Genomic DNA, 12,861 nt, shown 5'->3' on the forward strand with positions numbered 1-12,861 from the left:
CGCTCGTCGCATCGGAACCACGGGGCTCACCCGGCCCGCGCACCTCGTCCGACCCAGGTGCCTTGTGCGACCCAGGTGCCTTGTCCGACCCAGGTGCCTTGTGCGACCCAGGTGCCTTGTGCGACCCACGCGCCTCGTCCGTCGCACCAGGCGAGTCCGGCGAGTCCGGCGAGTCGGTCGTGTCCGTAGCGCTCGGCGCGTCCGCTGCATCCAACGCGTCCGTCACACCAGGAACACCCGGCGAGTCAGTCGCGTCCCTCTCGTCCGTCGCACCCGTCCGGGGCGCGCTGTCGGCGGAGGTGTCCGTGCCCCGGGTGCCGTCGGCCGCGCTGTGGAGGTCTCCGCGGTCTCCGCCCGGTTCTTCTTCCGGCCCGTTGTTCACTGTTCCATTTCCAGTCGACTCGCTCGACGGACCGTCCGGCCCCTCCGGCCTTTCGTGGTCCTGATCATGCTCGTGGCCGCTCATGCCGTGCTCTCCATGGCGATACGCAGCGCCGCGATGCCCCGTGAGCCGTACGCCTTCACCGAGCCCAGGGATATGCCGAGCGTCTCGGAGACCTGCGACTCCGTCATGTCGGCGAAGTAGCGCAGCACCAGCACCTCGCGCTGGCGGCGCTGAAGGCCCCGCATCGCCTTGATGAGCGCGTCCCGCTCCAGCAGGTCGTACGCGCCCTCCTCGGCGCTCGCCATGTCGGGCATCGGCTTCGACAGCAGCTTGAGACCCAGGATGCGGCGGCGCAGGGCGGAACGCGAGAGGTTCACGACTGTTTGGCGCAGATACGCCAGCGTCTTCTCCGGTTCGCGCACCCGGTTGCGCGCCGAGTGCACCCGGATGAAGGCTTCCTGGACGACGTCCTCACAGGAGGCCGTGTCGTCCAGGAGCAGTGCCGCGAGGCCGAGCAGTGAGCGGTAGTGCTGTCGGTAGGTCTCGGTCAGGTGGTCGACGGTGGTACCGGCTGCCATCGCTTCGTCAGCACCCTCGCGCCGGTCCGAGGCACCGGCCTGGCGTGCGGCGGGCATGGGAGCGATCACGGGCATACCACCGGGCATGCGGGGCCGCCGGGCCGGCCGCACCGAAGTGCCGCGAACCGGGACGACCGCTGTGAAATCGAGAACCTCTGCCACGCCTGTTGGACACACTTCCCCCGCGCAGGGTTGTACGCGTTCGCCACCACATTTGACGATGCACCAATTGCCCTCATGCGTAACCGATCTCCCCGACATACCCCATTTGCCCACGGCACCACGGAGGGGCGACCGCTGAGACGCTTCCGGCCAACCAGCAGTTGCAGAAAGCCCGAACGAGCATCGTCCGCCACGGGAACACCGCAGTTCAAGTGGCCCAGGGCGGCGATTTCCTCACAGAACGCTCACAAATCCTACGGGCCCCCGCACAGCCGCTCCCAGGCCGGGTCCGGACCGGTCCCGCTTCGGCTCCCGGGCCCCAACTCGTCACGTACGGAACGCGCTTCAAGCCCCTGCCACAAGCACGAGCACGAACCACGAGCACGAACCGCGACGCACGCGCCACGAACCGACGCGCCGCCGCGCCACGAACCGACGCGCCGCCGAGCCGCCGCGCCACGAACCGGCGATCCACGCGACCGGCGATCTACGAGCGGGCGAGCTCCCCGGCCACCGCCTCCGCGATCTGCGCGGTGTTGAGCGCCGCGCCCTTGCGGAGGTTGTCCCCGCACACGAAAAGCTCCAGCGCCCGCTCGTCGTCCAGCGCCCGCCGTACCCGCCCCACCCACGTCGGGTCGGTGCCCACCACGTCGGCGGGTGTCGGGAAGTCCCCCGCCGCCGGGTTGTCGAACAGCACCACACCCGGCGCGGTCGCCAGGATCTCGTGCGCCCGGTCGACCGTGACCGCGCTCTCGAAGCGCGCGTGCACGGCCAGCGAGTGCGCGGTGATCACGGGTACGTGCACACAGGTCACCGCGACCTTCAGATCGGGCAGGTCCAGGACCTTCCGGGTCTCCTCACGGATCGCCATCTCCTCCGACGACCAGCCGTCCGCCATGAGCGACCCGGCCCACGGCACGACGTTGAGCGCGAGCGGCCCGCCGAACGGCCCGGTGAGATCGCCCACCGCGCGCCGTACGTCGCCGGGGCCGGTCCCCAGTTCCGTACCGGCCACCACCGACAGCTGCCGGCGCAGCGCCGTGACACCGTCCCGCCCCACCGCGCTGACCGCCTGGTACGAGGAGACGACCAGTTCGCGCACCCCGAACTCGGCGTGCAGCGAACCCACCGCGACGATCATCGCGAGCGTGGCGCAGCTGGGACCTGCGACGATGCCGCGCGGGCGCAGCCGTACGGCGTGCCGGTTCAGTTCGGGCACCACCAGCGGCACCTCGGGGTCCATCCGGAACGCCCCGGACGCGTCCACCACGACGGCGCCGCGCGCCGCAGCGACGGGCGCCCACTGGGCGGACACGGCGTCCGGTACGAGGAACAGCGCGACGTCCACCCCGGCGAGCGCGTCCTCGCTCAGCGCGACGACCTCGGTCTCCTCGCCCCGTACGGTCAGTTTGCGACCGGCGGCTCGGGGTGAGGCGAGCAGGCGGATCTCACCCCAGACGTCGGCGTGCTGCGACAGGATCTGGAGCATGACGGCGCCGACGCCCCCGGTCGCGCCCACGACCGCGAGCGTCGGCCGGCCGTTCATCGGACCGCGCCTCCGCGGAGTTCTCCGCGACGTCCGTTCATCGTCCGGAGTCCTTCACCGGAGCCCTTCATCGGGATCCTTCAGCGGAGTCCGTCATCGGCCGGTGCCTCCGTAGACCACGGCCTCGTCGGACTCGGTGTCGAGCCCGAAGGCGGTGTGCACGGCGCGGACGGCCTCGTTCACATCGTCCGCACGGGTGACGACCGAGATACGGATCTCGGATGTCGAGATCAGTTCAATGTTCACGTTCGCCTCGGACAGCGCCTCGAAGAAGGCGGCCGTGACGCCCGGGTTCGTCTTCATACCGGCGCCGACGAGCGAGATCTTGCCGATCTGGTCGTCGTAGCGCAGCGAGTCGAAGCCGATCACGCCCCTCGCCTTCTCCAGTGCGTCGATGGCCTTGCGGCCCTCGGTCTTGGGGAGGGTGAAGGAGATGTCGGTGAGGCCGGTGGACGCGGCGGAGACGTTCTGCACCACCATGTCGATGTTGATCTCGGCGTTCGCGATGGAACGGAAGATCGCGGCGGCCTCCCCCGGCTTGTCGGGGACGCCGACGACCGTGATCTTGGCCTCGGAGACGTCGTGGGCGACTCCGGAGATGATGGCGTGCTCCACCTGCTGGTCCCCTTGTGGCTGATTGCTGACCCAGGTGCCGCGCAGTCCGGAGAAGGACGAGCGGACGTGGATCGGGATGTTGTATCGGCGTGCGTACTCGACGCAGCGGTGCAGCAGCACCTTGGAACCGGACGACGCCAGCTCCAGCATGTCCTCGATGGAGATCCAGTCGATCTTCCGGGCCTTCGGGACGACACGGGGGTCGGCGGTGAAGACCCCGTCCACGTCCGTGTAGATCTCACAGACCTCGGCGTCCAGGGCGGCGGCGAGGGCGACGGCGGTGGTGTCCGAGCCGCCCCGGCCGAGGGTGGTGATGTCCTTCTTGTCCTGCGACACACCCTGGAATCCGGCGACGATGGCGATGTTGCCCTCGTCCAGCGCCGTACGGATACGGCCGGGCGTGACATCGATGATGCGCGCCTTGTTGTGCACCGAGTCGGTGATGACGCCGGCCTGGCTGCCGGTGAACGACTGGGCCTCGTGGCCCAGGCTTTTGATCGCCATGGCCAGCAGCGCCATGGAGATGCGCTCTCCGGAGGTCAGCAGCATGTCCAGTTCCCGACCCGCGGGGATCGGGGACACCTGCTCGGCGAGGTCGGTCAGCTCGTCCGTCGTGTCGCCCATCGCGGATACCACGACGACCACCTGGTGGCCGTTCTTCTTGGCATCGACGATCCGCTTGGCAACGCGCTTGATGCCTTCGGCATCGGCGACGGAGGAGCCTCCGTACTTCTGCACGACAAGGCCCACGTGCGCTCCTCGATCAGTTATGCCGCAGTCGTTCATCACTGCGGTCGGCTCAGTCTAACGAGCAGCCGCATTCCGCTTGGGATATATCGCATCGTGAGATGTCCCGCTCACGCCTCGACCACCGGCGAGCGGTGCGGCTGTCGGTGGACATGCATGCCCGGTCACACGCGGCCCACGCGAAACGTGCGCCGGGTCACACGCGCACCCCACCGATCCCGCCCGTTCGGCCGCCCGGCCGGGTGACGGGCGGGGTGGGCGAGACTGGTGCTCATGGAGTTCCGCTTCACCGCCCCGGTGATCGAGTGGCGCGGCCCGGCGCCCTACTACTTCGTCCCCGTGCCGGACGAGGAGTCCGCCGACATCCGCGAGGTGGCGAGCGTGGCCACGTACGGCTGGGGCGTGATCCCGGTCCGGGCCCGGATCGGCGGGATCACCTTCGGAACGTCGCTCTTCCCGAAGGACGGGGGCTACCTGCTGCCGCTCAAGAACGCCGTACGCGAGCCGGCCGCGCTCTCGGCGGGTGACGAGGTGACGGTGGAGATGACGGTCACGCTCCGGCGTTGAGTGCGGCGAGGTCGGCGACGCGGGACGGTGTGGGTGAGCGCGGGTCCTGTGGGTGGAGCCGTACGTGGAGCCGGCTCAGCCCGACCGCGCAACGAAGTCCCTTGCTTCGCGGACCAGTTCGGCGTTGCCGGGGGCCCGGGTGCCGTCCGGAAGGTGGAGTACGTCCTCCAGTCCGACACGCACCGACAGCCCCTCGGCCACGGCCAGCCGCAGCACCGGCCAGGCGGAACCGTCCTCCCCGTGCAGCAGGATAGGCACGGACCTGTCCATGCCCCGCAACCCGGCGAGAAGCGCCGCGGCTGCCGCCGGAGCGGTGTCCGGGTCGGTGTCCGTGACCTCGGCCAGCACGCGCAGTACGCGGTGGGCCGAGGGCCAGGCCAGGAAGCGGCGGACCGCGTCCGTACCGGAGAAAAGACCCGCCTCGACGCCGACGCCGCGTTCGAGCAGTGCGTCCGCGACGAGGTCGGCGCCGTCCTCGTGCCAGTTGACGGAGGCGTGGTCGGGCAGGACCGTCCAGCCACGGACGGTCGCGGCCCGCCGCTCGGGGTCCGGCTCCGTCCACGCACCGGTCGTGACGCCGACCGGGATACCGGGGACGGCGGCACGCACGGCCGAGAGCACGGCGGCGACATACGGGGCCACCAGGGCGTCCGCGCCGTCCCGGTCCTTCGGATGCAGATGCACGTCCTCGGCCCCGGCGGCGACGGACTCCCTTGCGGCGACGGCCAGTTCGGCCGGCGAGACGGGCAGTCGCGGATGCTCCGCACGGGACCGGGCACCGTTCGGACAGACCTGCACGACGGGGCGCGACGACATGCTGTCAGCGTAGTTCCGCCGCCGGCCAGGAACGGTTCGATTGCATTCGATTGCACCCCATTCGAATCAAGGGGGTGCAATCGAGGCGAGGAACTACTCCGTCATTGTTTCGTGTCTGCGGTCCCGGGTTCTGTCACCCAGCGACTGGGGTGACCGGTGATCTCGGCGAACTGATCGAAGTCCCCGTCGTCATGCGGGATCGAAGTCCCCGTAATGCAGGACGGTGGCCTTGTGCCGCTGGGCCGTCGCGGCGATGAGCAGGTCCGCCAAGGACAGCGCGCGGTGTTTGCCGCGCTGCGTGGCCTCGCGCTGAGTCTCCAGCGCCATGTCCCAGACTTCGTCCGGGCACGACAGGTAGTCGAAGGCCGACAGCCATCTGTCCAGCCTCTTCGCGTCGGACGCGCCGCGTGCCGAATACATGGCCTCGATACGTACAGCCCCGGAAATGCAGAGCAGCCCGCGTTCGCGAAGCGGGTCCAGAACCTCCGCGACGGATGGGTGATGCCATCGGGCGAATGCCGATTTGTCGATCAGGTATCGCTCACTCATGCTGCGGACGGCTCCTGCCCGGTGTCGTCGCGCGCGTCGTACATGAGGTCGATCTCTCCGGACTTGATCGCGTCGCTGAACTCCTGACGCCGCAACCGCTTCGCCACGTCCTCCACAGCAGCCTTGACGGCCTCCTCGTCCGTTTCCGCGCCGAATACGGCGCGGACGTCCGCGAGGAACTCTTCGTCGATGTCAACGCTGATGCGGGCCATGTCGGGCCGCCTCTCCAAGCAGGGAATCACCGGGCCACCTCCACGATAGGTCGTTGTTTTCTGGTTTCCAGCGGAAAAGGGGGCTCCGCGACGGGCACGGCCCGGTGTCCGCCGTCCCGGGGGCGGGCCGCGTGGCTCATTCCGCCGCCCGCAGCAGGTCGGCCCCGTCGGGTGAGCAGGACTGGACGAGTTCGCCGTGGGCCGGGCGCGGAATCGGGCGGGGCTTCAGGCCCGCCGCCGCTCGCAGGGCATCGGCGCGGCGGGCCACCTCCTGCTTGGCGGGGACCGCGCGGAAGGTGTCCGGGATCGCTTCGATGATCAGGCCGGCCTTTTCGGCCGCGTCGTACGCCTCCATCTCCTCGTTGCAGTGGAGGCACATTCCCTTGATCAGCGTCACGACGTTGTCGGGCTCCTCGCAGCCCATGCAGATCATCATGGCCCGGGTGGTGTGGACGGGGGCCTCGTACGGCTCGGGAGGCACTTTGCTCTCCGGTTGGGTGCGGGCGAGCGCGCCGGGGCTGTGCAGGGGATGCGGCAGGCCGCCGGTCAGCGCACGGGTGAGGTGGTCCGCCGTCGCGCCGCGTGCCGGCCAGCGGGCGGCGAGTGGTTCGAGTGCGGCGCACTCGGCGGCGGACAGGGGTCATACGGGGGTCGGTGCGCCCGAGCCGGGCCAAGGCGCGGTAGGCGGCGGAGGGTGCCTGGAACGCGGCGGGAGGGGACGCCGACGCGGGCACCACGAAGGCCGGAGCAGGCAGCGCAGGGGCCGGGGCGGACTCCACGGGGCCGGGGCGGGCGCCCGTACGGGCTCCTCCGGCGCACCGGCCGCCTCCGGATCAGGCGCCGCCAGGGCCACGGCGGCGTCCTCCCCCGCGTCCTCGACCGGGGTCGCGCCGCCGCGCCGACCTCGCTCAAGCTCGGTGAGGTCGATCCCGGCAAGGCCGTCCACGTACGCCCGCCACCAGTCGTCGTCCCTCGACGTCCGGGAGAAGTAGGTCCGCGTCACCCAACGGAAGCTGTCGTCCGCCACGCACAGGTGTTCCTTCACCAGCCGCAGATGGCCCTCGTACGAAAGGAACTTGAGCACCTTGGCGCACGCCTGCTGCCCGTAGTCGGCGATGTTCGCCGCGAGGGGCTTGTAGCCGATCGCGGCGCCCTCGGGCAGGCGGTCGATGTACGCGGCGATCGCCGCTTCCCTGGGGCGCAGATGTGCGAAGTCCGCTTTCCCGCGCGGGAATTGGCCGGGCGCGGAGCGCTTGCCGTAGCCGGACTTGGCCGAGGGATGGGCGGGCTCGCGCAGGGCAGCACTAAACTCTGGGGAATCCACGGTCGAAGCTCGATTCGATGCGTTGGTAGGCCCCGGGTCCGGTGTTGGTGCACCGCCGGGGCCGCTTAATGCCATGAACGCTAAACCGCCAATACGCGGCGAAGCAAGTTGACCACGGAAAGTAATATCAGCTCGTCAGTGGGGGTCCCGGGAGGAGGGTTGGTTCCCTCCCGGGACCCAACCCTCACTGAAAAAGGAGCTCGAAGCCCGAGGCTCAAGCTCCGGGACCACCTGCGGCAACGTCACGCATCGGCGGTCAGCCGTCCCCCCTCGGCCTCCGAGACCCCCGATACCGCCGATACCGCCGAAGGTCTCGTCGCGCGGCGGGCGGCGGCGGCCGGGCGCGCAGCTCGAACGAATGTCCTCAGCCGAGTCCGGGTCGCGGTCAGGACGCCTCGATGGCCTTCTTGATGCGCTCGCCGAACGCGGGCGCGTCCTTGCGGGCCGCGCCGAGCGCGAATCCCACCAGCAGTTTGCCGACGCCGTGCCCTTCAAGGACGTTGAACAGCCGCACCCGCGTCCGCCCGTCCCCGACCGCCTCCAGGTCGTAACCGCCCTCGCGGGACGTCACGACGTTCTTCGACGTCTCCGTCCAGCGGATTCTGGTCGGCGAGTCCAACTCGGCGATCCGCAGCTCGCGTCGGGTCTTCATCCCGGCGTCCTTCACCGTGCTGCGGAACACCGTGCCGACCGCCGTGGGCCCCGCCGGCTGCTTGGTGATCTCCTGCACCCGGGGGCTGAACTCCGGATCGTGCGTGCCCTCCGCCAGATACGCGAAGACCTCCGCGATCGGCCGGTCGATCTCGGTCACGGCTTCGAACTGTCCACTCACGACGGTTCACTCCTTGATTCGTCACTCGGCGATCAGGACGGGCAGAGCGGAGAGAGGTGCCAGTTCACCCTGCCCCCGGAACGGGTCGCTCGCCACTCGGGTTCCTGAACGCGGGTGAAACCTCGCCGACCGGCCGCGCTCAGGATGCGACCGGTCAGGACCGGAGGTAGCGTGCCCGCCCGCCCACCCGTCCGGCAGGCAGACAGGCCGGCAGACGGTCAGACCTTCCTGACGACAGACGTTCGGCGGACCTCCGCGATCGGTTCTTCCGGAACGGTCCGGCCGATTTCCCGATCCCGCGGACAAGGACGCGCTCCGAGGCTGGCTGGAGGCCCGCCGCGAGAAACCGGACGGAGCACCACCTGTTCGAACGTTCGCGGAGCTGTAGCTCGCCCAGCGGAACCGAGAGGGGCCGAGAAGATCGGACGCCGAATCGCGCCGACGACAGGCCGCAGCCCCTACGCCGGGTCCGCCACCCTCGGCATGCCCAGGGTGCCCAGTTCCTCCGCCATGACGCGGCCCGCCTCCTCCGCCAGTGCGTCCTCGCCGAGGTCCTGGTCGGTGTCGAGGCCGTCGAGTTCCGGGAGGGGCTGGGCGAGGCGGACGTGGGCCACCAGGGACTGGAGGGCGCGCAGGGCCGCCGAGGCCGTGGAGCCCCAGTTGGAGAAGTACGAGAACTGCCACCACCACAGCGCCTCGGTCGTCCGGCCCGCCCGGTAGTGCGCCATGCCGTGCCGCAGGTCGGCCATGATGTCCGCCAGGTCGTCGGAGACCCGGCACGGGACGGGCGCCTTGCGGGGCTCGTACGGGTCGAAGACCTCCGAGTAGACGTCGATCGGCTCCAGGATCGCCGCGAACCGCTCGCGCAGATCGTCCACATCGGGCTCCGGGCCCAGGTCCGGCTCGTACCGCTCGTCCGGGAGGATGTCCTCGTGCGCCCCCAACCGGCCCCCGGCGAGGAGCAGTTGGGAGACCTCAAGGAGCAGGAAGGGCACGGCGCTGTCGGGCTCGGCGCCCTTCGAGACCTCCGTGACCGCGACGATGAAACTCTCGACCTGGTCGGCGATCTGGACGGCGAAGTCGTTGGGGTCCTGTGCGGCGGAGTGCAGCGTTGCGTCAGACATCGAGAAGTCGTCTCCCCTCGAAGGCACGCCCCAGCGTGACCTCGTCGGCGTATTCCAGGTCGCCCCCCACGGGGAGACCGCTGGCAAGGCGCGTGACTTTCAGGCCCATCGGTTTGATCATGCGGGCGAGATACGTGGCCGTGGCCTCACCCTCCAGGTTGGGATCGGTCGCGAGGATCAGTTCGGTGACGCTCCCGTCGGCGAGACGGGCCAGCAGCTCACGGATCCGCAGGTCGTCGGGGCCCATGCCCTCGATGGGGCTGATCGCGCCGCCGAGCACGTGGTACGTCCCCCGGAACTCGCGGGTGCGCTCGATCGCGACGACGTCCTTGGGCTCCTCGACGACACAGATGACCGTCGGATCGCGGCGCGCGTCACGGCAGATGCCGCACCGCTCCTCCTGCGCCACGTTGCCGCAGACCGCGCAGAAGCGGACCTTGTCCTTCACTTCGAGCAGGGCGTGCGCGAGGCGGCGGACATCGGTCGGTTCGGACTGGAGGATGTGGAAGGCGATCCGCTGCGCGCTCTTGGGACCGACGCCGGGCAGCCTGCCCAGTTCGTCGATGAGGTCCTGGACCACGCCTTCGTACAACGGACTGCCTTTCCTGGTGCTGCGAGGTGTTCAGGTGCGGCGGGGGGCCGCGAGGTGCGCCGCGGACTCTCCGGACGCCGCCGCGGAATGCTTGTCGGTTTCCGCTCGTACCGTAGTTGCTGCGGCGCCTCCCCAGAAGGGCGGGCCCGGCATCAGAACGGCAACCCCGGCATCCCGCCGAGCCCTTCGGCCAGCGGGCCGAGCTTCTCCTGCTGCAACCGCCGCGCGTTCTCGTTCGCCGCGTGCACGGCGGCGAGGACGAGATCGGCGAGCGTCTCGGTGTCCTCCGGGTCGACCGCCTTGGGGTCGATGACCAGGCCGCGCAGCTCTCCGGAGCCGTTGACGGTGGCTCTCACCAGACCGCCGCCCGACTGGCCCTCGACCTCGGTCGCGGCCAGTTCTTCCTGGGCCGCCGCGAAGTCCTGCTGCATCTTCTGGGCCTGCTGGAGGATCTCCTGCATGTTGGGCTGGCCACCACCGGGAATCACGGTCACTCCTGGCACATAGACGTCGGTTGTTCGGCAGGTCGAGCCTACGTGGTCACCCAGCAGGCCGTCCCACCCCACAGGAACGAACTCTTTCGGGTGAGAGTGCCCGCCTCCTCTACCTGATCACGGGGCCCTACGGGTGGAAGCGCCCGGTTTTCGGACGCGGCGCCCACCATTCGGCGGTAGGAATTGCGTACGCGGTCGTCTCCACCTTTCCGCGCGTTCATGTGTCCGCGTGTCCACCTCCCCACACCGTCCTTCTCCTGTCCTTCTTTTGTAGGCCGTTGCCGGACGTCGTGCTCGTACGACGTCCGGGAACGGCGTCCTGTTGCTTCCATCTTCCGCTCAGCCACGCCGTCACGCAGAGGAGTAGCCCGGTGAGTCAGCCGGACATGCCGCCCGGGGGGCCTGCCCGGGACGAGGGCGCGCGCGGTGCGCCGGAGAGTGTGAACGGGAGCGGAGGGGGCGTGTACCGGGCCGTGCCGGGGGCTCTGCGGTGGGGCCCCGGCGGCACTTCCGGGGAGCCGCTCGCCGGGGCTCCGGGCGGGGTCTTCCCCGGCGGGGACTGGAGCGAGCCCGCGCAGCGGCTGGACGAGCTGTACCGGTGGGCGGAGGCGGGCGCGCTGCGTGCGGTCGCCCGCTGTCGGGCGGAGCGCGTGCGCAAGCGCCGCCGGGCCCGCGCCCTGCGGTCCGCGACGGCGCTCGGCGTGATCACGGGCGCCGTTCTGCCGCTGCTGGATCTGACGGACGTGCTGGACGAGAGGGCCACGGGGTGGGGGTATCTGTCCCTGCTGCTGGCGGTGGCCTGTCTGGGCTGCGACCGGTACTTCGGGCTGACGTCCGGCTGGCTGCGGAACGTGGCCACGGCGCAGGCGGTGGAACGGCGGTTGCAGGCGCTCCACTACGACTGGGCGTCGGAGTGCGTACGGGAGGTGCTCGGCCCGGCGGAGGGTACGGCGAGCGAGGCGGCGGAGCGGTGCCTGGGGGTGCTGCGGCGGTTCTCGGAGGACGTCTCGGACCTGGTGCGGGCGGAGACGGCGGACTGGATGGCGGAGTTCCGGGGCGGGTCGGTGCCGCCGCCGGCGCAGCCGTCGACCGGGTGCGGCGGCCCGGCACGACCGGACGGCGGCCACCCGCCGGGCCGTTTCCCGCTCCCCCCGGGCACCCGCCCGAACATGCCGCGCCAGCGCCCGCCGGACGTGCGGTAGCAGCGGCCGGGCGGGAGAACCGGCGGGGGCCGGGCGGAGGTGCGGGCGTGTAAGGGCGGCGCGGCCGGGTGCGGTACGGGCGGCGAAGCCGCTCGGCGCGGCCGGGTACGGGGCTCGGAGCCCGTACCCGCGTACCCGTACCCGCCTGTCCGCGCATCCGTACCGGCACCGGCACCAGCGCCCGCACCCGCGTCAGCTGAAGACGATCATGGAGCCCTGGCCCAGGCTCCGGGTCGCCGCCGCGTGCAGGCCCAGCCACACATGGCGTTCGCGGGCGAACGGACTGTCGTCGTAGGGGATCGGCCCCGCCGGTTCCTCCAGGGACGTCGGGCCCTGGGGCGGGGTGGGGGCGGCCGGCGGGTTGGCCGGGTCGATGCCGATGGAGGGGGCCACCAGTTCCAGTTCGCGCAGCAGGCCCTGCGTCGAGCCCAGCGGGCCGCCGCCCGCGAGGAGTTCCTCGTTGGAGAGCGGGGACGCGTAGTCCACGGGGACGTACGCGCCCGCGTGGTCGTAGTGCCAGACCAGGTGCGACTGCTGGGCCGTCGCCTCGAACATCTCCAGCAACTGCTCGTAGTCGCCGCCCAGTTCGCCCACCGGCGTCACCGCGAGACCGCAGATCTGGAGCAGATACGCCCGGCGCAGGAAATGCAGCGCGTCGTAGTCGAAGCCGGCGACGGGAGCGACGTCACCGGAGAGACCGGGCATGTAGGCGAAGACGGGGACGGACGGCAGTCCGGCCTCGCCGAGTGCCTTGTCGTAGACGGCGATCTCTTCGGCGAAGGGATTGTCGGGGCTGTGGCACAGCACGTCGACGAGGGGGACCAACCACAGGTCACAGGCCAAGGGAGGCTCGCTCTCCAACGAGTTCGAACGGACACCGGATTCCGTCTGTTTCGATCGACTTCGATCGGTTTAAATCTGTTTCCAACTACTTCCGTCAAGTTCGTACAGGTACGTACGAACCCGACCGTCGGGTCAGCGTAATGCGGCGGACCCGATCAGCGAAGACGACCGGCACCACCGGCAACGACACCACCGGCACCGACCCCACCGGCACGCGCGTCACCGGCCACGACACCACCGGCGTGCACACCACCGGCGGCGACAGAACCGGCG

Annotated in this window: 14 protein-coding genes and 1 pseudogene; 2 read left to right on the forward strand and 13 right to left on the reverse strand. The window is 70.3% G+C overall.

Going from position 1 to position 12,861, the window contains the following annotated elements; all coding sequences use genetic code 11:
• Window positions 1-462: 462 nt before the first annotated feature.
• From OG875_RS13460 to OG875_RS13470, 3 genes are all read right to left on the reverse strand, one after another.
• Window positions 463-1,125, reverse strand: coding sequence for a SigE family RNA polymerase sigma factor (locus OG875_RS13460; RefSeq protein ID WP_330174454.1), 663 nt, complete (start codon window positions 1,123-1,125; stop codon window positions 463-465).
• 487 nt (window positions 1,126-1,612) lie between these two features.
• The gene (locus OG875_RS13465) at window positions 1,613-2,671 is read right to left on the reverse strand and encodes an aspartate-semialdehyde dehydrogenase (RefSeq protein ID WP_330174455.1); all 1,059 of its coding nucleotides are present in this window, start codon (window positions 2,669-2,671) and stop codon (window positions 1,613-1,615) included.
• Between the two features lie 93 nt (window positions 2,672-2,764).
• Complete coding sequence (locus OG875_RS13470) at window positions 2,765-4,036, reverse strand: aspartate kinase (RefSeq protein ID WP_330174456.1); 1,272 nt, start codon at window positions 4,034-4,036, stop codon at window positions 2,765-2,767.
• 270 nt (window positions 4,037-4,306) lie between these two features.
• Between OG875_RS13470 and OG875_RS13475 the strand changes: the two genes are divergently transcribed.
• Window positions 4,307-4,600: a DUF1905 domain-containing protein gene (locus tag OG875_RS13475; protein ID WP_330174457.1), complete on the forward strand. Its 294-nt coding sequence runs from the start codon at window positions 4,307-4,309 to the stop codon at window positions 4,598-4,600.
• Between the two features lie 75 nt (window positions 4,601-4,675).
• Here the strand turns inward: OG875_RS13475 and OG875_RS13480 are convergent, their stop codons facing one another.
• From OG875_RS13480 to OG875_RS13520, 9 genes and pseudogenes are all read right to left on the reverse strand, one after another.
• Window positions 4,676-5,416, reverse strand: a complete 741-nt coding sequence (locus OG875_RS13480) for a 3-keto-5-aminohexanoate cleavage protein (RefSeq protein ID WP_330174458.1) — start codon at window positions 5,414-5,416, stop codon at window positions 4,676-4,678.
• A 101-nt stretch (window positions 5,417-5,517) separates the two neighbouring features.
• A pseudogene (locus OG875_RS13485) lies at window positions 5,518-5,965 on the reverse strand (PIN domain nuclease).
• Window positions 5,962-6,177 carry a type II toxin-antitoxin system VapB family antitoxin gene (locus tag OG875_RS13490; protein WP_330174459.1) on the reverse strand — a complete coding sequence of 72 codons (216 nt, stop codon included), beginning with the start codon at window positions 6,175-6,177 and terminating at the stop codon, window positions 5,962-5,964. Before OG875_RS13490 ends, OG875_RS13485 begins: the two are co-directional and overlap by 4 nt.
• 136 nt (window positions 6,178-6,313) lie before the next feature.
• Window positions 6,314-6,658 carry a hypothetical protein gene (locus OG875_RS13495; RefSeq protein WP_330174460.1) on the reverse strand — a complete coding sequence of 115 codons (345 nt, stop codon included), beginning with the start codon at window positions 6,656-6,658 and terminating at the stop codon, window positions 6,314-6,316.
• Between the two features lie 159 nt (window positions 6,659-6,817).
• Complete coding sequence (locus OG875_RS13500) at window positions 6,818-7,501, reverse strand: hypothetical protein (protein WP_330174461.1); 684 nt, start codon at window positions 7,499-7,501, stop codon at window positions 6,818-6,820.
• A 385-nt stretch (window positions 7,502-7,886) separates the two neighbouring features.
• Window positions 7,887-8,333 carry an SRPBCC family protein gene (locus OG875_RS13505; RefSeq protein ID WP_330174462.1) on the reverse strand — a complete coding sequence of 149 codons (447 nt, stop codon included), beginning with the start codon at window positions 8,331-8,333 and terminating at the stop codon, window positions 7,887-7,889.
• Between the two features lie 458 nt (window positions 8,334-8,791).
• Entirely contained in the window at window positions 8,792-9,457 is a 666-nt protein-coding gene (locus OG875_RS13510) for a DUF5063 domain-containing protein (protein WP_330174463.1), read from the reverse strand.
• Window positions 9,450-10,049: a recombination mediator RecR gene (gene recR / locus OG875_RS13515; RefSeq protein WP_330174464.1), complete on the reverse strand. Its 600-nt coding sequence runs from the start codon at window positions 10,047-10,049 to the stop codon at window positions 9,450-9,452. The genes OG875_RS13510 and recR overlap by 8 nt, the downstream gene beginning before the upstream one ends.
• Before the next feature lie 152 nt (window positions 10,050-10,201).
• Window positions 10,202-10,537: a YbaB/EbfC family nucleoid-associated protein gene (locus tag OG875_RS13520; protein WP_330177738.1), complete on the reverse strand. Its 336-nt coding sequence runs from the start codon at window positions 10,535-10,537 to the stop codon at window positions 10,202-10,204.
• A 377-nt stretch (window positions 10,538-10,914) separates the two neighbouring features.
• Between OG875_RS13520 and OG875_RS13525 the strand changes: the two genes are divergently transcribed.
• Window positions 10,915-11,745: an SLATT domain-containing protein gene (locus OG875_RS13525; protein ID WP_330174465.1), complete on the forward strand. Its 831-nt coding sequence runs from the start codon at window positions 10,915-10,917 to the stop codon at window positions 11,743-11,745.
• A 192-nt stretch (window positions 11,746-11,937) separates the two neighbouring features.
• On the opposite strand, the gene OG875_RS13530 is transcribed toward OG875_RS13525, so the two are convergent.
• The gene (locus OG875_RS13530) at window positions 11,938-12,588 is read right to left on the reverse strand and encodes a hypothetical protein (protein ID WP_330174466.1); all 651 of its coding nucleotides are present in this window, start codon (window positions 12,586-12,588) and stop codon (window positions 11,938-11,940) included.
• Window positions 12,589-12,861: the final 273 nt, after the last annotated feature.

This window comes from Streptomyces sp. NBC_01498 (assembly GCF_036327775.1).
In the GTDB taxonomy this organism is placed as follows: domain Bacteria; phylum Actinomycetota; class Actinomycetes; order Streptomycetales; family Streptomycetaceae; genus Streptomyces.